Here is a 20,208-nt window from a genome sequence, read left to right on the forward strand (position 1 = left end):
ATCGTCGGCCGATCTCGCAGCGGAGTTTGACATGGCCACACTCTCCCCCACCCGCGTCCCCGCCGGGCGGGTCCGCCTCACCCTGTGGGCCGGGCTCGCCGTCGCGCTGACGGCGATCAACCTCCGGACGGCCGTCACGGGGTTCACCCCGCTGCTGGAGACCATCGGCGCCGACCTCGGCTACGGCGTGGCCGTGGCCGGCCTGCTCGGCACCGTCCCCGCGGTGTCGTTCGGGCTCTTCGGGTTCCTCGCTCCCGTGGTGACGCGCAGGTTCGGGCTCGAGCGCACAGCCACGGTCGCTCTGGCGCTGACGGCCCTGTCGCTCGTGCTGCGCGCCGCGTCCCCGTCGACGGGCTGGCTCGTGGCGTCGACCGTGTTGGCCCTCGCCGGGATCGGTGCGGCGAACGTCGTGATCGTCCCCCTGGTGAAGGCGTGGTTCCCGGACCGGATCGCCCTGTGGACGTCGCTCTACCTGATCCTCATGCAGACCGGTCAGTTCGTCGCCCCGCTCCTCGCCGTCCCCGTCGCCGAGGCGACCAGCTGGCGGTTCTCGGTCGGGATCTGGGCAGGGCCTGCGGCGCTCGCCGCAATCGTGTGGCTCGTCCTGGCGACCCGGATGCCCGCGAACCACCACGCGCCCGGCACCTCGACCGCCGTCGGCGCGAGACCGCGGATCGGCCGGTCCTCGACCGTGTGGGGCCTCGTCGTCCTGTTCGCGGCGATCTCGCTCTCGAACTACGGGATCATCACGTGGGTCCCGGCCGTGCTCACCGACGCCGGCGGCAGCGCCGCGCTCGGCGGCACCATGGTCGCCCTCTACTCCGCCTGGGGCATGGCCGCCGCGCTGGTCGTCCCGCACCTCGCCACGCGCCTGGCGAACCCGTTCGTCGTGGTCGTCGTGTGCGCCGTCGTGCTCGTGACCGGGTACGTCGGCCTGCTCCTCTCCCCGCTCGACGGGACGGCGCTCTGGATGTGCGCGCTGGGGATCGGGGTGAGCACGTTCCCGCTGTGCATGACCCTCATCAACCGGCGGACCCGGACGCCGCAGACCGCGTCGGCCGTGTCGGGCTTCGTCCAGGGCCTCGGCTACGCGCTGGCGTGCTTCGGCCCGATCGGCCTGGGCCTGCTGCGCGAGGCGACCGGGTCGTGGTCGGTCCCGCTCCTCGTGCTCGCCGCCACCGCCGTCCCCGGCGTGGTCGGGGGCTGGTTCGCCTGCCGCCCCCGCTTCGTGGAGGACACCGTGCCGTCGCTGCCCGTCGCCGACCGGCCGTCGCCGCGCTGAGCCCCGCTGTGCGGGCACCCGCGGCGTACCCGCCGTCCGCCGGAGAGCGCCCGTCAGGCCGGTGCGACGGCCGCTCGTGGGACGACGGCCGGGACGTCGCTCGGGGTCCAGATCCGGTTGCGCAGGTCGAGGCCGCGGATCACCTGGACGCGGTAGGGGTCGAGGCGCAGGACGTGGAGCCGCGGGTCCGTCGGTGACGTCCAGAAGGCGCCGAGGTCGTAGCCGGCGCCCTGCGGGCTGGTCCGCGCGTAGAGGTCCCACACGTGGCGGCGGTCCTGCTCGTCGTCGACCCACCCGGCGACGACGTCCGCGGCCGCGAAGTCGCTCCCGCGGGGCGCCCAGTAGGAGAAGCTCGCGTGCGGGTTGTTCGCGAGGTGGGCGGCCTTCACCGGCGTGCGGTACGTCGCGAGCCAGCCCAGCGGGGCGCCGTCGACGACCTCCCACACCGGGATGAGGGCGCGCGTGCGCGGCCGGTTCTGCGAGTCCACCGTGACCATGGTCGCGTAGACGGTCCGCCCGACGGTGGCGTCGAACTCGGCCCGGATGTCGTCGAACTCGTGCGTCTGGTGCGTCATGCCCCGAGTCTGCGCGGGCGGGACGACGTGCGGAAGACGGCACATCACCGGCACCTGGTCACCCCGGTGTGACCAGGTGCCGAGGACCAGACCCGACGGCCCGCCGTCGACCACGACCTTCCCCGCCCTCGAGAACGACATGGGGGTCGCTATCCGGCGGATAACGACCCCCATGTCGTGTTCGGCACCGCGGGGTAGACCCGGGTCGCCCCCCCCGTTACTGGCCCGTGAACGCGAACTGCGAGCCGGGCTCCTTGACGACGTCGCCGTCACGCGAGTTCGTGACGGTCACGTTCGAGAGGATCGCGTTGCCACGGGCGCCGCCCATCGCGAGGATGCCGGAGCCGTTGTTGGACTTCTCGATCCGCACGTTCGTGATCTTCACGTCCGGCATGTTCCCGCCGCCGTTCTTGAACTGGATGCCGTCGTACGTGGAGTCGACGATGTCCGTGTCGCGGATGGTCACGCCGACGATGTCGTGCGTCTGCGGGAAGATCGTGATCGCGCCGAACTCCTGGTCCTCGTTCCAGAACGCCCCGCCGGTGCGGTAGAGCCCGTTGTTGGCGATGAGCGTCGTCCCCGAGAACGGCAGGGGGTCGTGGTCGGTCGCCAGCATGATACCGGGGTAGTTCATGGTGTCGTAGACGAGGTTGTTCTCGATCGAGTTGTCGTAGCCGCCGTAGATGGCGATGCCGTTGGCGCGCCACGGGAGCTGGACGGTGTTGTTGCGGAACGTGTTGGAGTGGCCGATGTCCACGGCCCGGTCCTTGACGTACGGGTTGGCCCAGACGGCGAGCGCGTCGTCGCCGGTGTTGCGGAACGTCGAGTTCACCACCGTCGAGTTGCGCGTCCCGTTGCTGAAGTTGATGCCGTCCGCGTAGGTGTTGCGGATCCGCATGCCGGAGAAGACGATCCCGTCGCCCGGGTTCCACAGCTCCGGGATGTTGGAGTAGTCGCGCCCGACCCACACCCCGACGTTCGCGTGCTCGATCCACACGTTGGTGATCTTCGTGTTCTTGCCGAACCGGCCGTTGAGGCCGACGCCGCCCTCCTCCTGGGCGTTGTTGCCGCGGATCGTGCCGGAGCCGAAGATCGCGAGATCGGAGATCTGGGTGTTGTCGTCGATGTCGAACCCGAAGTTGCCCTCGTGCGGGTGGTTGATGACGCCCGGGGCGAGGTGGGGCGGGATGAGGCTGTAGAGCTGCGAGTGCCACATGCCCGCACCACGGATCGTCACGTCGCGGATGCCGACCTGGTTGTGCATGCCGCGGTCGAGCGGGTCGTCGGTGAGGATCTTCTTCTCCTGGCGCCACTGCCCCGCCGGGATCCAGACGCAGTCGATCTCCCCGTTCTGGTTCGCGGTGACGGCGGCCTGGATGGCGGCGGTGTCCTCGAGCCCGTCGTTCGGCACCGCGCCGTACTCGGTGATCGACGTGCACTGCGCGGGCTTGGCCAGCGGAGGGGCGACCTGCTCGAGCTCGACGAGGTCGATGACGTAGAACGCGGCGTCGTCGCCCGCGTCGCGCTGGAGCCGGAACACCGTCCCGGCCGGGAACGACCGCCCGAGCAGCGCGTGCGACTCGTCGAAGAGCCGGCGCGCGTCCCCGCCCGGGGTGTTGACCAGGCCCTCGGGCTGGTCGGTCGTGCCGTAGAGCCAGGCGTGCTGGGAGGAGAGCGTGAGCTTCTGCACGAACTGGCCGTCCGCGTAGAGGCTGATCGTCTTCTCCTGGCCTCCACCGCCGGGAGCGTCGGGGATCGAGTTCCGCACGACGATCGAGTTCGTCGCGTTCGTCGACGTGAACTGGACGTACTGGCCCGTGCTGGTCAGGCGCACGGACTCGCGGCCCGACGACTCGGTCGCGAAGTTCGTGTGCCCGAACGTGCGCAGCGCGTCGGTCTGGAGCAGCGTGCCCGTGTACTGGCCGTCCTCGGCCTCGTACGTCGTGTACGGGACGGCGGCGCCGCGCCCGACGGTCACGGCGAGCGTGCCGGTGTTGTTGTCCTCGTTCGTCTCGGCGACCACGCCCGTCGCGTCGGCCGTCGCGGTCACGGTGACCCCGCCGTTCGTGGCGGTCCACGAGCCGCTCGGCGTGACGGTGACGGTCGCGCCCGCGGGGACGGCCGGCGTCGTGCCGTCGAGCGTCGTGGAGCCGGCGACGACGCGCGTCACCGACCCGGCCGCGACGGGCTGGTTGCCGCGGTTGCGTACCTGGACCGAGAACGTCACGGCCGAGCCGACGGCCGGGTTGGCCGGGTTCGACGACACGGAGACGACCTCGAGGTCCGGCCCGGGCGCCTCGCCCACGACGAGCTTGGCCGTCGCCGTGAACGCGTTGTCCGTCTCGTCCTGCTCGACGACGGTGTTCGCCGGGTCGACGACGGCACCGACCGTGTACTCGCCCGCGGGGCGGGTGCCCGCCGCGACCTGGACCTGCGCGCTCGCGCCGGGCTGGAGCGCGGCGACGTCGGCCGAGCCGGCGGTCGACCCGCCGAGCTTCCCGTCGAGCGTGGTGGCCGACGACGCACGGTCGCCCGTGTTCGTCACCGTCGCCGTGAGCGTCACGGGGGTCGTCGCCGTGGGCGACGCCGGGGACGCGGTCACCGCGGTGACGGTGAGGTTGGGGTTCGGCGCCGGGGCGCCGTAGACCTCGAGCTCTGCGACCTGGCCGTTGCCCGCGCCCGTGTTGCCGGTGAAGCGCAGGCGCACGTCGGTCGCGGTGCCCGTCACGGGCACGTCGACGAGGTTGCCGCTGCCCGGCGCGAACGCGTACCCGGCCGAGGCCTTGAGCTCCTGCCAGGCACCCATGCCGGTGCGGCCCCACACGGAGAACGTCTGCGTGCGCGCGCCCCACGCGGCGTCGGGGTTGAGCCGGACGCGGACGCTGCTGAGCTGCGTGGGCGCGGCGAGCGCGACGTCGAGCGTCGACGGGTACTGCCCGCCCGCGCCCTCCCAGTAGGTGGTCGCGCTGCCGTCGACCGCGTTCGCGGCGACGAACTGCCACTCGGTCGACGAGGCCGTCGCGGGGCGGCTCTTCGCGTAGTTGGTGCCGGTCGGGTCCGTGGGACCGGTCGGGTCGGTGGGGTCCGTCGGGTCGGTGCCGCCCGTGGGCGTGCCCCAGACCTGGAGCTCGGACACCTGACCGTTGCCCGCACCGGTGTTGGCGGTGAAGGCGAGGCGCACCTCGTCGACCTCGGCGTCGAGCGGGATCTCGACCGTGTTGCCGCTCGCGGGGTCGAACCGGTACGCCGCCGACGCCTTGAGCGTCCGGAACGCCGTCTCGCCGTCGGAGCGGCCGAGCACGCTGAACGTCTGCGTGCGCGACGACCACACGGAGGGCGGGGGCAGCGTGACGACGACGCGGTCGACGTCGGCCTCCGCCCCGAGGTCGACGGTGAGGTGCGACGGGTACTGGCCGCCCGCGCCCTCCCAGTAGGAGCCGGTGTTCCCGTCGTTCGCGTTGCCCGCGACGTAGGTCTGCGTCACCGACGACGCGGCGATCGGCTTGCCGAGCGCCAGGTTGGTGGCGTCCGCGGCGTGCGCCGCGGCGACGACGCCGAGCGGCGCGACGAGCGCCAGCGCGGCACCCGCCACGACCGTGTGCTTCCAGGGGGTTCTCATGAACGTCCTCGTTCTCCCGCCGGGGCGGGCTCGTCCACCCGCGGGCGACGGTGCCCGACGGCGGACGCGATCGTGCTGGTGCGGCGCCACCGTCACGGGTGGGTCGGGTCAGGGCTGGTTCGGGGTCGGGACCGGGCCCGAGGTCGGATCCGGTCGGCCGGGTGCCACGAAACGACCCGTCAGGGATGGTCACCGGTCGGACCCGTGGCGGAATTCGAGAGTTGCAGCGTGTGCACTGCTTTGTGCTGGACTTCTGTCAACTTCTTGCGTTGTGCAGTACGGACGTTACGAGACGGACATCCAGGGCGTCAAGGGTCGGCGTGGCGTGGGTACCCCGAGCGACGATGGGCCGGGATCCCCGGAGACGAAGGAGTCGTGCGATGGCGAAGTACCTGATCTCGTTCCCCAGCGGCGAGATGGAGCTCGGTCCAGGCGGCCTCGAGGCCGCCGCGGACGCGGCGCACACGGTGGTGCGCGAGGCCAAGGAGGCCGGAGTCTGGGTGTTCGGCGGCGGGATCGACGAGAGCGTCCCGCCGGTCCTGGTCTCCGGGGACGGCACCGTCACCGAGGGCACGTACCCGCAGACCGCCCGGATCGAGGGCGGCTACACCGTGCTGGACGTACCCACGCGTGACGACGCGCTCCGGTGGGCGGCGAAGATCGCCGTCGCCTGCCGCTGCCGCCAGGAGGTGCGCGTGTTCCAGGACGACCCCGAGAGCTGACGGCTCCCCGGCGCGGCCGTGCGCACCGGCGCCGTCGATCCTCGTGCTGCTACCCGGTGGTGCGCGTGAGTCGGGCGGTCGCCACGGCCACGTGCAGCGCTGCGCGTGCGGCGGCGACCTCCGGGTGCGCCCGGGTCCCGCGACGGTAGGCGAGCGAGGTCCGACGGCGGATGGCGAGCGGCGTGAGGACCACACCCGTGGGAGGGTTCCCGGCCGCGAGGTCCGGGACGAGCGCGACGCCCTGCCCGGCGGCGACCAGCGCGAGGACCGCACCGAAGTCGTCCGCGTGGTGACGGATGCCGGGGGCGTAGCCCGCGGCCTCGCAGGCCCTGAGGGTCAGCGTGTGGCACAGGGTCCCGGGCGTCCCGGCGATCCAGGGCGCGTCGCGACGATCGGCGAGCGACCCGGCGTCCAGGGCGGCCAGGTGGACCGTCTCCTCCAGCAGCGGCTCCGTCTCGACGCCGGGCCCGACCGTGAGCGGGACGTGGTCGTACTCCTGGACCAGCGCGACGTCGACCGCGTCCCCGCGCAGCGCGGCGGGGACCGTCGCGGGGTCGAGCTCGGAGACCAGGAGCCGCAACCCCGGGTGGTCGGAGCTCAGGCGCACGACCGCGGGCGTGAGCAGGGTCGGCACGGCGGTCGGGAAGACGCCGATGCGCAGCGTCCCGCGGAGCGTCGTGGCGGCCGAGGCGAGGTCCGCGTCGGCCTCGCGGAGGATCTCCAGGATCTTCTCGGTGTGCTCGACGAGCCGCTCGGCGGCCGCGGTGAGCCGGACCCGGCGGCCCGACCGCTCCAGCAGGGGCACCCCGGCGTCGCGCTCGAGCGCGGAGAGCTGCTGCGACACGGCCGACGGCGTGTAGGTGAGCGCCTCGGCCACCGCCGCGATGGTTCCTCGGTGCGAGAGCTCCCGGAGCAGTCGGAGCCTGCGGACGTCGAGCATAAGGAGAACTTACGGCATGCCGCACGAACAGGAACTAGACCCGACGACGTGGTCGGCCCAGAGTGGCCGTCATGGAGCTCTCCGGTCTCTACGTCCCCCTGGTCACCCCGTTCACCGACGACGACCGCCTCGACCTCGACGCGCTCGCGACGCTCGCCGCAGCGGTGCTCGACGAGGGCGCGGCGGGCGTCGTCGCCCTGGGCACGACCGGAGAGCCGGCGACGCTGACTCGCGCCGAGGCGCGTCAGGTCGTCGACGTCTGCGCCGAGGTCTGCGCAGGACACGACCGGCACCTCGTCGTCGGCACGGGGACGAGCAGCACCGCCGCGTCCGTCGACCTCATCACGGCCCTCGACCCCCGAGCGACGGCCGCGCTCGTCGCGGTCCCGTCGTACACGCGCCCCTCCCAGGAGGGCGTTGTCGAGCACGTCCGGCGCCTCGCGGCGGCGGCCCCCGTCCCGCTGGTCGTCTACAACGTCCCGTACCGGACGGGCCTGACCCTCACGGCGGACACGCTCCACCGGCTCGCCGACCTGCCCGGCGTGGCCGGGTTCAAGCACACGGTGGGCTCGATCGACGACACGACGGTCACGTTCCTGAGCGCCCTTCGGCCCGACGTGTCCGTGCTCGCCGGCGACGACCTGTACGCGGGGCCGCTGATCTCCCTCGGCGCCCGCGGCGCGATCACCGCGAGCGCCAACGTGGCCCCGTGCGCCTATGCCGAGCTGATCGAAGCCTGGCGGCACGGCCCGGCGCACCGGGCCCGCACGGTGCACGACGCGCTCGTCCCGCTCACGCGCGCCCTCTTCGCCGAGCCCAATCCCGCGGTGATCAAGGCCGTCCTCGCCGCCGACGGCCGGATCGCCAGCCCGCGCGTGCGGCTCCCGCTGCTCCCGGCGTCCCCGGACGCGCTCTCGGCGGCCCTCGCGTCCCGCGACGCACTGCTGGGCTCCCTCCGGGCAGCCGGACCGGCGGCGGCCCCGGCCCACCGGCGCACCACCGGCGCACCACCGACGCACCACCGCGCGGCACACGCGAGGACGCGCGGCCGGTCGGGAGGTGACCTTCCTCGATCATGACGATCGATTCCAGTATCGTTGCGACATGCATGCGATCGGATTACTCGCGAGCCTGCGCCGAGACCTCGGCCCGCGACGTCGAGCGGTGCTTCCGGTGGCGCTCGTACTGATCACCGCTGCTGCCACCGTGTCCTGCGGGACCGGGACCTCCGCCTGCGACCCGTCCCGGGTGCTGGCCACGGAGGCCGGGCCGGAGGACTCGGTGGACCTGAGTTCCCCGGACGTCGACCCGGGATCGATCGGCGAGACCCGGCTTCTCCACGAGCAGGACGGGTACGCGTTCTTCCTCGCCGAGTCGCTCGAGCCGGACACCGCCTTCTGCCTGTGGATCGAGCGCGACGGCGCGTTCATCGGGAGCGGGTGCGGGGGTCCGACGATCCGCACGAGCCTGCCCCCGGAGCAGGTCAGCGCTGCCTACGACGCGGGCGGTGACGTCGCCGAGCGGGCAGCGAGCGACTGGGACTGGACCGACGGGTGCCTGGCGGTCTCGACGTAGCGACCGCTCCCCCGAACGCGAGGACGAGCGCCCTGACGGTGACGATCCGCGTCCGGTGGCGATTTTCCGTTGCCCCCGGGTGCGCACGCGTCGAGAGTGTCGGCATGCTGATCAGACGCGAGCGCCCGTCCGACGTCCCGGCGATCCGGGCGGTCACCGCGGACGCGTTCTCCGCGGTCGAGCACGCCGCCCCGTCCGTCGAGCCGGACGGCGCACCCGGCGAGGCCACCCTGGTCGGGTGGCTGCGCGAGGACGGCGGGTGGATCCCGGAGCTGTCGCTGGTCGCCGAGACCGGACTGCCCGACCCGCAGGTCGTCGGTCACGTGGTCGCCACCCGCGGGCGGCTCGGGGACCGGCCGGCGCTGGGGCTCGGGCCGCTCAGCGTCCGTCGCGACCACCAGCAGCGCGGAGTGGGTTCCGCGCTGATGCACACGATCCTCGGCGCGGCGGACGCCCTCGCGGAACCCGTCGTGGTGCTACTCGGGGAGCCGGCCCTCTACTCCCGGTTCGGGTTCGTGCCCGCCAGCGCCCTCGGGATCGAGGCTCCCGAGCCGGCGTGGGGGGACTACTTCCAGGCGCGCGCCCTGAGCGCGTGGCGCGACGAGTACGCGGGCCGGTTCACCTACGCCGCCCCGTTCGACCGCCTGTGACGTGAGGCCGTGCGGCGTGCGCACGACGACGGGACGCCACCCGGGCGCCGAGCGCGCCCCTCTGCCTAGCCGAACGCCACGACGGCGACGCCCGCAGCGACCGTCAGGGGCGCGAGCACGAGGCCCTGCCGGACCACGTGCCACGCGGGCGGCGGCCCCTGCTCGAACGCGTGACGGCGGTACTGCTGCCACCACAGCACGGTCGCGAGCGACGCCCACGGCGTGACGAGCGGCCCGGCGTTCACCGCGACGAGCAGGGTCGCGAGCCGGTCGACGCTCTCCCCCGCCGCGGGCAGCAGCGCGAGGAACGCGGGCAGGTTGTTGACGAGGTTCGCCGCGACGACGCCGGTCGCAGCGAGCCGCGCGAGGTCGCCCGGGCCGGTGCCCGTGCCGGCGACGGCGGCGAGGAGGTCGCCGAGCCCGTGCGCGTGCCACGTCTCGACGACGACGAACAGCGCGGCGACGACGAGCGCCGACCGCCACGGCAGCATCTCCCGCACGGGCACGAGGGGCTGCACGCGCCGCCACCATGTCGCCAGCACGAGGACCGCGGCGCCCGCGAGCGCCGTCGGCGCGACGGGCAGCTCGACCGCGAACGCGACCGCGAGGAGCGCGACGACGGCGGCGGTGACCCGGAGGAGCACCTGGTCGGGCGGCGTCGGGCCGGTTCCCCCGAGCGTGAAGCGTCCGCGCAGGTCACGGCCGTGCAGCACGAGCAGGACCACGATCGTGACGGCGAGGACCGCGAGCGCGGGCGCCCACATCACCCCGACGTACCCGGAGCCGAACCGGTGCGCCGCGAGCAGGTTGGTCAGGTTCGAGACGGGCAGGAGCAGCGACGCCGTGTTGGCGAGCGCGAGGACCGTGAGAGCGAGCGGCAGGGGCCTCGTGCCCGTGCGGCGCGCGAGGGCGAGCACGACGGGCGTGACGAGCACCGCCGTCGTGTCGAGCGACAGCACGACCGTGCTCGCCGTCGCGAGGACCACGACGAGCCCCCACAGGGCGAGCCGCCGCCCCCGGGCGAGCCGCGCCGCCCGCCCGGCGACGGCGTCGAACAGGCCCGCGCCCGCGCACAGCTCGGCGACGACCGTGATCGCGAGCAGGAAGACCAGCACCGGGCCGGTCCGCGCGAGCAGGTCGCGCGCGTCGGCGGCGGGGAGCAGCCCCGTCGCGGGCAGCACGACGACGACCACCGCCGCGACGAGCCACAGCGGCACACGGCGGCGCGCCGGTGCTCCCGAGGCGTTCACGTCGCGATCGTAAGTCCCGCGACACGGCCACGGATCAGGGCCGCCCCCGAACCGCCGAACCCGGGGTCGGTCCCCACGACGCCGCGCCGGTGGGGAGCGATCCCGGGTTCGGCCTCGTGGGCGTGCGCACTCCGTTAGTATCTGCGTATGCGTGAAGATACGAAGGCATGCACCTTCGGGGTGGAGAGCCAGTACGTCGAGCTCGCGGCGGAGGTGTTCTCGCTGCTCGCGGACGCGACGCGCGTCCGGATCGTCCTCGCCCTGCGCGACACCGAGCTGCCGGTCAACGCGCTCGCGGAGATCGTCGGCAAGTCGCCGACGGCCGTCTCCCAGCACCTCGCCAAGCTGCGCTGGGGTCGCATCGTCCGCGCCCGGCAGGAGGGCAACCGCGTCTTCTACTCGCTCGTCGACGAGCATGCGCGGACGCTCGTGACCCAGGCCGTCTTCCAGGCGCAGCACGCCGTGGACGACCACCCCGCGCACCACGCCGACGACGCGCACGCCACGGTCGACGGCTCCTCCCCCGCCGCCGGGACCGCCACGTCCACGGCGGCGGACCGATGAGCACGACCCGCCCGGCCGCCGTCGACCACGACCACGACCACGACCACGACCACGACCACGACCACGACCACGACCACGACCACGACCACGACCACGATCATCCTCACCCGGCCGGGCTGCGCGGCTGGCTGCACGAGGTGTTCGTGCCGCACTCGCACGACGCCGCGGACTCGATCGACGACGAGCTCGTCGCGAGCGGGCAGGGCATCCGGGCGGTCAAGGTGTCGCTCGTGGTGCTCGGTGCGACGGCGCTGGCGCAGCTCGGCATCGTCGCGGTCAGCGGCTCGGTCGCGCTGCTTGCGGACACCGTCCACAACCTCTCCGACGCGCTCACGGCCGTGCCGCTGTGGATCGCGTTCGTGCTCGGCCGCCGGGCGGCGACGCGCCGGTACACCCACGGCTACGGCCGGGCCGAGGACCTCGCGGGCCTGTTCATCGTCGCGATGATCGCCCTCTCGGCAGTCGTCGCGGGCGTCGAGTCGGTGCGGCGCCTCGCGGACCCGCAGCCTGTGGACAACCTGGGCTGGGTGATCGCGGCGGGGATCGTCGGGTTCGCGGGCAACGAGGCGGTCGCCGTGTACCGCATCCGGGTGGGACGCCGCATCGGCTCGGCCGCGCTCGTCGCGGACGGCGTGCACGCCCGCACCGACGGGTTTACGTCGCTCGCGGTCGTGCTCGGCGCGCTCGGCGTCCTCGCCGGTCTCCCCCTCGCGGACCCGCTCGTCGGCCTGCTCATCACCGCCGCGATCCTCGTGCTGCTGTGGGGCACCGCGCGCGACGTCGGGCGCCGGCTCCTCGACGGCGTCGACCCGGACCTCACGGACCGGGCGCGCCACGCGCTCGACGGCGTGGACGGGCTGCAGGGTGTGGACGACGTCCGGCTGCGCTGGTCGGGCCACCGCCTGGCCGTCCAGGCGCGCGTCCTCGTGCCGCCGCAGACGCCGGTCGCCGTCGCCGACCGGACCTCGGCCGCAGCCGAGGCCAGGCTGCGGGGCGCGCTGCCGTCGGTCGGGACGGTCGACGTCGTAGTGGCGCCCGCCCGCTGACCGGCCGCCGGCGTCCCGCGCCGCCGAACCGGGGCTCGCTCCCGATTGGGCGCTCCCCTGGGCCGCCGAACCCGGGGTTCCTCCCCACGGGGCGGCGATCGTCGGGAGCGACCCCGGGTTCGGCACCGGCGGGAGCACGGGCGGACGTGGGTGGTCGGCGTGAGGATGGAGCATGCTGCTCGCCGAGGTCGCCGCCACGTCCGACGCCGTCGCCGCCACGCGCTCGCGCCTCGCCAAGCGCGCGGCCATCGCGGATCTGCTGCGCCGCGTCGCTGCCGACGCAGGCCCGACCGGCGCGGCTGACGACTCCGCCGACCGGGCCGCGCGCGACGAGGTCGAGATCGCCGTCGCGTACCTCGCGGGCGAGCTGCGCCAGCGGCGCACGGGACTCGGGTGGCGGTCGCTGCGCGACCTGCCCACCCCGGCCGAGGAGCCGAGCCTCACCCTGACCGCGGTCGACGCCGCGTTCGCGCGCATGGCCGGTCTCTCCGGTCCCGGCTCGGCGACGGCCCGCCAGGCCGAGGCCGCCGCGCTGTTCGGTGCCGCGACGGCGCGCGAGCAGTCGCTCCTCGCGGGGCTCGTCTCGGGCGAGCTGCGACAGGGCGCGCTCGACTCGGTCGTGGTCGACGCCGTCGCCGAGGCCGCCGGGGTGCCCGCCGACGCGGTGCGCCGCGCGGTCATGCTCGCGGGCGCGACGGGACCGGTCGCGCGCGCCGCGCTCACGGCCGGGAGCCCCGAGGCCGCGACCGAGGCTCTCGCGACGTTCCGACTCACGGTCGGCCGTCCCGTCCGGCCGATGCTCGCGCAGTCAGCGTCCGACGTCGGTGCCGCGCTCGAGAAGCTCGGCGCCGGACCCGGCGGCAAGGGAGTCGCAGAGGGCGAGCGCCCGCCGTCGGGCACCGCGGTGGCCGTGGACGTGAAGCTCGACGGGATCCGCATCCAAGTGCACCGCGACGGTGACGACGTGCGCGTCTTCACGCGCTCGCTCGACGACATCACCGAGCGCGTCCCGGAGATCGTCGCCGCGACGCGGTCCCTCCCGGCCCGGGCGCTCGTGCTCGACGGCGAGGCGCTCGTCGTCGGGCCCGACGGCGTCCCGCGCCCCTTCCAGGAGACCGCGGCCCGCTCCGCGACCCAGGGCGAGCGGAGCGCCGCCGAGGAGGCCGAGCTCGCGGCGTCGCTCGAGCTGTCGCCGTTCTTCTTCGACGCGCTGCACGTCGACGGCCGCGACCTGCTCGACGAGCCGCTGCGCGACCGGCTCGCGGTGCTCGACGACGTGGCGGGCCCCCACGCCGTCCGACGCCTCGTCACCGCCGACCCCGACGCCGCGACCGCGTTCTTCGAGGGCGCGGTGGCCGAGGGGCAGGAGGGCGTCGTGGTGAAGTCGCTCGACACCCCCTACGCGGCCGGGCGGCGCGGCGCGGGCTGGGTCAAGGTCAAGCCCCGGCACACGCTCGACCTCGTCGTGCTCGCGGTCGAGCAGGGCTCGGGCCGGCGCCGCGGGTGGCTGTCCAACATCTGGCTCGGCGCGCGCGACCCCGACGGTGGGTTCGTCATGCTCGGCAAGACGTTCAAGGGCATGACGGACGAGATGCTGGAGTGGCAGACGCGCCGGTTCCGCGAGCTGGAGACGTCCGACGACGGGTACGTGGTGCACGTCCGGCCGGAGCAGGTCGTCGAGATCGCGTTCGACGGGCTCCAGCGGTCCACCCGCTACCCCGGCGGCCTCGCGCTCCGGTTCGCGCGCGTGCTGCGCTACCGCGACGACAAGACCGCCGACGAGGCCGACACGATCGACGCGGTGCGCGCGCTCGTGCGGTAGGGGGTGGTCAGCTCGGGCGGGCCGAGGGGTCCGGCGCGACGAGGCGGACGGTGCCGTCCCGGTCGACGAGCGCTCGCCGGCCGGTCGCGTGGTCGAGCACGTCGACGACGTCGTCCTCCGGCGTCACCGTCACGGTGAACAGCGGTCGGCTGCCGCCGAGCGCGGGGTACGGCTGGAGCGCGCCCACCCCGGCCTCGGCGCGTGACCTCTGCTCGGACGTCAGCCGTGCCCACGAGAGCCGCTCGCGCAGCCAGGTCGGCTGCGCCTCGACCGACCGCGGGAACCGCTCCAGGTCGCGGGCGAAGTCGGCGGGGCCGGCCGGGGGCAGGAAGCCGGGTTCGGTGTCGACGTCGTACGACGCGTCGACCTCGCCGTCCGCGCGCACCGTCATCGACACGGTGAACCAGGCCCCCCGGCCGGGCGCCGCCGTCGCTGCCCGCAGCTCGGCGAGCGCCTCCGCGAACGTCGAGGAGGTCGGCTTCTGCGCGAGGGGCGGTGGCCACGCGCCGCGGAGCGACACGTGCGACTGCGTCCGGTCGGCCACGACGAACGCGCGGTACGACAGCTCGTCCCACGGCTCGGTCTGGGCCGCCGCCAGCTCCTTGGCCAGCACGCCCAGCAGGCGCGTCTGCGCCTCGGCCGCGGCGGCATGCTCGGCGGAGGGCCGCTCCTCCCCGTGCCCGCGCCCGCCGAGCGGCCACCAGCCGCCGCGCGGGCTCACGGGCGCGCCGTCCTGACCCGCGCCGCGCCGCGACCCGGCGTTCCGAACCCGACGACCGCCATCGCACGCCTCCCCGTCCCGGCCCTCGACCGGGGCCGACCTCTGCGCATTCTTCCGCACGCCCGAACCCCGCCCGTCCCGGGAGACGACCGTGCCCGCGTCACGGCACGAGGCCGTGACGCGGGCACGTCGGGTGCGGGTCAGCAGGTCGGGATCGTGACCGTCTGCTCGACCGTCTGCTCGCCGTCGGGACCGGTGGCGGTCACGGTGACCACGAGGTCACCGGTGACGCCGCGCGCCGCGAACGACTGGTAGGCGTTCGCGCCGGGCGCGACGTCCGTGAACGTCTTGGCCCCGAGCGCCGAGGCGAGCTCGACGTCCACCGTGGCGTCGGAGACGTTCACCGCGCGGACCGCGACGTACGGCTTGCCGGCCAGGCAGCGCGGGCTGAGCGTGACCTCGACGAGCTCGACGTCCGCCGGCTCCTCCAGGGCGTCGATCGCGCCCTGGAGCGCGAGGCGCGCGTCGCGCAGCGCCTCGTCCGACGCCGCGGCGTCGTCCCGGATCTCGGTCGCCGCGGCGAGCGCCGTGCGGAACGCCTGCCACGACTCGGGGCTGTACCCGTCGTCGGTCAGGGCCTCCGCGCTCGTCACGAGGTTCTCGAGCCGACGACGCTCGGCCGGCACGAGCTGGTCGGTCGCCAGCCCGAGACGGCGCGCCCGCTCGTCGACCTGCGCCTGGGCGGCGCCGGCGTCGGCGAGGAGCGACCGCGCGGCGGTGAGCTCGCGCGAGAAGACGCCCGCGTCGATCCGGCCGTACCGCTCGATCTCCGCCTCGAACGCCGCGGCGTCCTCGACCGACGCCGCGAGCGCGGCCGTGTCGGTCGGCGGGACCTCGACCTCGTACGCGTCGGTGAAGAACCGCATGCTGTCGAGGTTCGCGACGTACGGGTGGTCGGCGTACGCCTCGGTGGACAGGCGCACCCACACCTGGTGCTTGCCGCGGACCGTGGTCGGCAGGTCGACGACGGCCGTGCCGTCCGTCGTCCAGCTCGACCCGGTGTTGGCCAGCGGGACGGTGACGAACGGCTCGCCCGGGTTCGCCGGGTCGAACGCGTCGAGGTACACCGACAGCGCGGAGTTCCGCCCGGACCGGTTCGAGTTGTGCACGTAGTGCACGGAGAGCTGGTCGAGCGCGGCGGAGCCGAGGTCGATCTCGCCGTACGCGAGCCAGTCGCCGTCCGCGGTCCCGCCGATGTTCGTCACCGGCCCGCTCGTCCACGTCGAGCTCTCGTTCTTCAGCCCGCGGCCCGAGTTCGAGGTCCAGGCCTCGGACTCGACGACGACCGACGTCGGGCCGCCCGGCGCGAACGTCAGGCTGTCGAGGTTCGCGACGTACGGGTGGTCGGCGTACGCCTCGGTCGACAGGCGCACGAACACCTCGTGCGTCCCCTGCACCGTCTGCGGCAGGACGACGGTCGCCGTCCCGTCCGAGGTCCAGCTCGACCCGGTCGTCGGCAGCGGCACGGTGACGAACGGCTCGCCCGGGTTCGCCGGGTCGAACGCGTCGAGGTACACCGACAGCGCCGAGTTGTTCCCCGACCGGTTCGAGTTGTGCACGTAGTGGACCGACAGCTCGCCGAGCGGGAGCTCACCGAGGTCGACCGGCCCGTAGGCGATCCAGTCGCCGTCCGCGGTGCCGCCGACGTTCGTCACCGGCCCGCTCGTCCACGTCGAGGACTCCTTCTTGAGCCCGCGACCGGAGTTCGCGGTCCAGTCCTCGGCCTCGATCGTCACGGTCGGCGACTCGCCCGGCTGGCCGGGGGCCGTCGGGTCCTCGGCGCTGAAGCGGAACCAGTCGAAGTTGCCGACCCAGTTCCGCCCCGACGGGGCGAGCAGCTCGAACGTGACGGCCTTCGCGTCCACGAGCGCCTGGACGTCGCCGAGCTCCGCCGTCACCTCGGTGTACTTGCCCCAGCCGCTGGTGCCCTTCAGGTCCACGGTCGCGACCACGGGGCCGTTCACGTCGCCGGCGTGCACGCGCACGGTGCTGGGCGTGTCCGTCGGGGCGAAGCTCGTGTCGTACCGGACCGTGAGGAAGCGCGGCGGCGTGTCCCCGGCCGCGGTCTCGAAGGTCATGTCGCGGTACTGCACCCACGACCCGGAGCGCACGCCGCCGAGGTTGCCCGACGAGCTGTTCGCCTCGTTCTTCAGCTCGCCGCCCGACCACTCCTCGGACTGCTCGGCCTCGAGCGTGCGGTAGCCGCCGCCCGTGAGGTCGAGCGCGTCGATCGCCGCGCCGAGCCGGTCGGCCGCGAACCGCAGCGCGATGCTCGTCGCCGCCTCGTCCGCGAGGGCGTCCTGCGCCTGGGTCAGCGCGGTGGAGAACCGGTCGAACGTCACCGAGGAGTAGTTCCCGTGCCGCACGAGCACGGCGTCGTCGACGAGCCCGGCGAGCACGTCGCGCTCGGCGGACGCCACGGACAGGCGCAGCGGGGAGAGCACCGAGACGCCCTGTCCGCGCAGCGACGACGCGGCGACGCCGTCGGCGAGCGCACCGTCGCCCAGGTGGACGTAGAAGCGCGCGTCGGCGGACGCCGTCCCCGTCAGGGAGACCGTGAGCGCGGTCGGCGACGCGACCGTCACGGCCGCCGTGACGCCGTCGGGCAGCCCGACGACGTTCGCCGCCCCGCCCGCGACGAGGTCCGTGCCGGCGGGCGCGGCGAACCGCGCGCCGTCGAGCGTGAGCGTCACGGTCGCGTCGAGCGCGCTGCCGTCGCCGGTCTGCACGGTCGTGGGGTCCGCGCTGACGCGCGGTCCCTCGGCGGGCTCGTCGGTGGCGGTGCTCATCGAGAACGCGGGCTCGGTGTCCGTGCCCCAGTCGCTCGGCTGCTCGCCCATGCGGAACGCGAGGTCCGCGCCCCCGATCACGGTCGCGTAGTCGACCCACGTGTTGCCGAACGGTGCGCCGTCGAGCGTCGCGGACTGGACGTAGAACGCGTCCTCGGAGACGCCGTCGGCCGTGACCGTGAAGGCGCTGCCGTCGTCGTAGGTGATGGTCGTGGAGTCGAAGAACGGCGAACCGATCTGGAACTCGTCCGACCCGGCGGTCACCGGGAACAGGCCGACGGCCGCGGCGACGAACATCGTCGACATCGTGCCGGCGTCGTTGTCCATCGTGGGGAGCATCCCGCGCGGGTCGAGCTGGTAGACCTTCGTCTTCACGGGCGGCGTGAACTCCCCGCCGCCGCTCGGGACCGCGCTGGAGGAACCGGTCGCGATGTACCTGTTCCAGGTCTCCTTCGTGTAGATCGCGCGCGCCCACTTCTGCGTGAGGCTCGGCTCGCCCGTGTAGTTGAAGAGGTACGGCGCCTGCAGGTCGATCTCGTTGGCGTTCGAGTGGAGCATGGCCTTGCCGTCGTCCGGTGCGTGCTCGCCGAACATGTGGCGCATCGCGAGGCGCGCCGCCTCGGGGCCGCCCATCGCCTCGACGAGCGCGTCCATGTCGTACGCGTCGTACCAGTGGTACTGCCAGAGCGTGCCCTGGTAGAGGCTCGCGGCCTCGAACTTCGCGTAGTCGGCGCTCTGCCACGAGCCGTCGGCGGCGCGCGGGGTGAGGAGGCCGACCTGCGTGCCGTCGGCCGCGGTCCACGCGCCCGGCTTGGTGAGCTTCTCGATCGGCCACGACGCCTGCTCGCGCATCGTCTGCGCCTCGTCCGTCAGGCCGAGCTCGTCCGCGATCACGGAGAGGCCGTACTGGTCGTAGCCGCGCTGCACCGACGCGCCGGGGTTGCCCGCCACGTACCCGCGCTGGAGCTCGTCCGCGCTGTACTGCCCGGCGAGCCGCTCGAGCGCCGGGTACGCCTCGTCGAGGCGGTCGAACCCGTCGAAGCCCTTGGCGATCGCGTCCGCGACCACGACGGACGACCGCTCCCAGCGGACCGTCGGGACCGAGTGCACGAACCCGCCGAGGCCGCTGCCCGTGCCGGTCGCCTCGGCGTCCGCGAACAGGTAGACGAGCGACTGCACCATGTCGCGGTACAGCGCCGGGTCGATGTAGGCGATGACGGAGAACTTGCGGAAGTCGTCCCACGTGGCCCACGAGTCGTAGTACGTGAAGCCCTGCGCCGCGTGCACCGCGCCGTCGACGCCGCGGTAGGTGCCGGACGTGCTGGTCGCGTTCATCGGCATCGCGAACATGCGGTACAGGTGCGTGTAGAAGAGCTTCTGGAGCTCGCCCGTCGGGTCGGTCGCCGTCGAGGCGTCGATCGCGACCCGCCCGAGCGTCGCGTTCCACTCCGCGCGCGTGCGGTCGCGGATCGCGTCGAACGACAGGTCGCCGAGCTCCACCTGCTGGTCGATCCGCGCCTGCTCGACGCTCACCGGCGACAGCGTGACCTGCAGGCCGACGTCCCCCGCGTCGGCCGGGTCGAACGTGAGGATCGCGCCCGTGTCGACGCCGTCCTGGGACGTCGCGTCGACGAGCTTGTCGTCGTCGCCCCACGTCTGCACCGTCGCGGGCTGCAGCGTGCGCGCGGTGTAGTAGAGCGTGTAGGCGGCGTTGTAGAAGTAGCCCGTGACCTGGCCGGACAGCTCGACGGTGCCGTCGGCGCGCGTCTCGACCTGCACCGAGGACGAGCGGCGGCTCGTGTTGTTCGTCTCGAGGTCGACGACGAGGCTCGGCGTCGAGCCCTCGGGGAACGCGTAGCGGTGCACGCCCGAGCGCGTGGTCGCCGCGACCTCGGCCTCGATCGTGCCCGGCGCGGCCGCGATGGCGCCGTCCTTGCCCGCGACGTTGCCGAGCCCGACGGAGTAGAAGCCCGGGCCGGCCTGCTCGTCGTCGTGCGAGAAGGTGTGCGCGTACGTGCCCGTGCCCGGCCGCGCGGTGTACGACCCGGAGGTCGGGACCACGAGGATGTCACCGCCGCCGCCGGAGCCCCCCACCCCGTCGAGGTTGGTGTGCGTGAAGCCCGAGATCTTGGACTGCGCGTAGTCGTAGCCGGTGTTGTTGCGCCCCGGCGTCGTGCGCGGGTTCACCTTGGCCAGGCCGTTGGGCGCCTGCGCGGCGGGCATGTCGTTGCCGTAGTCGCCCTCGGTGCCGACGAACACGTCGACGAGCGACGCGAGGTCGCTCTCGGCGGCGGGCACCACGGGGGCCGCGACCGCGGCAGCGGGCGGCAGGACGCCGACGGCGAGCGCGGCGGCGAGCGCCCCGGCGAGGGCTCCGCCGGGCCGGCTGCGGCGGCCTCGTCGGGGGTGGGGGTCGGACGTCGGGCTGGCCCCGCGTCGTCCGACAGCGCTGTCAAGACGCGCGGCAGATGGTCTGGCCACGAGAGTTCTCCTTGGGGGGGTCGTGCCGAGGCTGCTCCGCCTCGCCGCCCTCACGGTACGTGTCGTCCCCGCCGACCTCAAGACCCCGCCCCCGAAGTTCACCTGCCCGACG

14 protein-coding genes are annotated in these 20,208 nt (G+C 73.9%); 8 read left to right on the forward strand and 6 right to left on the reverse strand.

What is annotated here, in order from left to right; genetic code table 11:
* The first annotated feature begins 31 nt into the window (after nucleotides 1–31).
* The gene (locus NHH00_RS08930) at nucleotides 32–1,282 is read left to right on the forward strand and encodes an MFS transporter (RefSeq protein WP_253051517.1); all 1,251 of its coding nucleotides are present in this window, start codon (nucleotides 32–34) and stop codon (nucleotides 1,280–1,282) included.
* 53 nt (nucleotides 1,283–1,335) lie between these two features.
* Here NHH00_RS08930 and NHH00_RS08935 read toward each other — a convergent pair whose 3' ends face one another.
* Nucleotides 1,336–1,857, reverse strand: coding sequence for a pyridoxamine 5'-phosphate oxidase family protein (locus NHH00_RS08935; protein WP_253051518.1), 522 nt, complete (start codon nucleotides 1,855–1,857; stop codon nucleotides 1,336–1,338).
* 217 nt (nucleotides 1,858–2,074) lie between these two features.
* The gene (locus NHH00_RS08940; protein ID WP_253051519.1) at nucleotides 2,075–5,476 is read right to left on the reverse strand and encodes a CARDB domain-containing protein; all 3,402 of its coding nucleotides are present in this window, start codon (nucleotides 5,474–5,476) and stop codon (nucleotides 2,075–2,077) included.
* A 380-nt stretch (nucleotides 5,477–5,856) separates the two neighbouring features.
* Here NHH00_RS08940 and NHH00_RS08945 point away from each other — a divergent pair, with 380 nt between their 5' ends.
* Nucleotides 5,857–6,198 (forward strand): YciI family protein, encoded by a 342-nt coding sequence (locus NHH00_RS08945; protein WP_253051520.1) that lies wholly within the window; start codon nucleotides 5,857–5,859, stop codon nucleotides 6,196–6,198.
* A 49-nt stretch (nucleotides 6,199–6,247) separates the two neighbouring features.
* Here the strand turns inward: NHH00_RS08945 and NHH00_RS08950 are convergent, their stop codons facing one another.
* On the reverse strand, nucleotides 6,248–7,138 hold the full coding sequence (locus NHH00_RS08950) for a LysR family transcriptional regulator (protein ID WP_253051521.1): 891 nt from the start codon (nucleotides 7,136–7,138) through the stop codon (nucleotides 6,248–6,250).
* A gap of 71 nt (nucleotides 7,139–7,209) precedes the next feature.
* On the opposite strand from NHH00_RS08950, the gene dapA reads away from it, so the two are divergent.
* The 3 genes from dapA to NHH00_RS08965 all read left to right on the forward strand — a co-directional run bounded on the left by dapA (nucleotide 7,210) and on the right by NHH00_RS08965 (nucleotide 9,363).
* Nucleotides 7,210–8,217 carry a 4-hydroxy-tetrahydrodipicolinate synthase gene (dapA, locus tag NHH00_RS08955; RefSeq protein ID WP_253051522.1) on the forward strand — a complete coding sequence of 336 codons (1,008 nt, stop codon included), beginning with the start codon at nucleotides 7,210–7,212 and terminating at the stop codon, nucleotides 8,215–8,217.
* 202 nt (nucleotides 8,218–8,419) lie between these two features.
* The gene (locus tag NHH00_RS08960; protein WP_253051523.1) at nucleotides 8,420–8,713 is read left to right on the forward strand and encodes a hypothetical protein; all 294 of its coding nucleotides are present in this window, start codon (nucleotides 8,420–8,422) and stop codon (nucleotides 8,711–8,713) included.
* 104 nt (nucleotides 8,714–8,817) lie between these two features.
* Nucleotides 8,818–9,363 (forward strand): GNAT family N-acetyltransferase, encoded by a 546-nt coding sequence (locus tag NHH00_RS08965; protein ID WP_253051524.1) that lies wholly within the window; start codon nucleotides 8,818–8,820, stop codon nucleotides 9,361–9,363.
* A 65-nt stretch (nucleotides 9,364–9,428) separates the two neighbouring features.
* Here the strand turns inward: NHH00_RS08965 and NHH00_RS08970 are convergent, their stop codons facing one another.
* Nucleotides 9,429–10,613 carry an SLC13 family permease gene (locus NHH00_RS08970; protein ID WP_253051525.1) on the reverse strand — a complete coding sequence of 395 codons (1,185 nt, stop codon included), beginning with the start codon at nucleotides 10,611–10,613 and terminating at the stop codon, nucleotides 9,429–9,431.
* 147 nt (nucleotides 10,614–10,760) lie between these two features.
* Here NHH00_RS08970 and NHH00_RS08975 point away from each other — a divergent pair, with 147 nt between their 5' ends.
* The 3 genes from NHH00_RS08975 (at nucleotide 10,761) to NHH00_RS08985 (ending at nucleotide 14,045) form a co-directional block, all read left to right on the forward strand.
* Nucleotides 10,761–11,177 carry an ArsR/SmtB family transcription factor gene (locus NHH00_RS08975; RefSeq protein WP_253051526.1) on the forward strand — a complete coding sequence of 139 codons (417 nt, stop codon included), beginning with the start codon at nucleotides 10,761–10,763 and terminating at the stop codon, nucleotides 11,175–11,177.
* Nucleotides 11,174–12,223, forward strand: a complete 1,050-nt coding sequence (locus NHH00_RS08980; protein ID WP_253051527.1) for a cation diffusion facilitator family transporter — start codon at nucleotides 11,174–11,176, stop codon at nucleotides 12,221–12,223. Before NHH00_RS08975 ends, NHH00_RS08980 begins: the two co-directional genes overlap by 4 nt.
* Nucleotides 12,224–12,395: 172 nt before the next feature.
* Nucleotides 12,396–14,045, forward strand: a complete 1,650-nt coding sequence (locus NHH00_RS08985) for an ATP-dependent DNA ligase (protein ID WP_253051528.1) — start codon at nucleotides 12,396–12,398, stop codon at nucleotides 14,043–14,045.
* A gap of 7 nt (nucleotides 14,046–14,052) precedes the next feature.
* On the opposite strand, the gene NHH00_RS08990 is transcribed toward NHH00_RS08985, so the two are convergent.
* On the reverse strand, nucleotides 14,053–14,766 hold the full coding sequence (locus NHH00_RS08990) for a hypothetical protein (protein ID WP_253051529.1): 714 nt from the start codon (nucleotides 14,764–14,766) through the stop codon (nucleotides 14,053–14,055).
* 200 nt (nucleotides 14,767–14,966) lie between these two features.
* Nucleotides 14,967–20,096 (reverse strand): glycoside hydrolase domain-containing protein, encoded by a 5,130-nt coding sequence (locus tag NHH00_RS08995; RefSeq protein WP_253051530.1) that lies wholly within the window; start codon nucleotides 20,094–20,096, stop codon nucleotides 14,967–14,969.
* Nucleotides 20,097–20,208 lie beyond the last annotated feature (112 nt).

It is taken from the genome of Cellulosimicrobium cellulans (assembly GCF_024124905.1).
In the GTDB taxonomy this organism is placed as follows: domain Bacteria; phylum Actinomycetota; class Actinomycetes; order Actinomycetales; family Cellulomonadaceae; genus Cellulosimicrobium; species Cellulosimicrobium cellulans_G.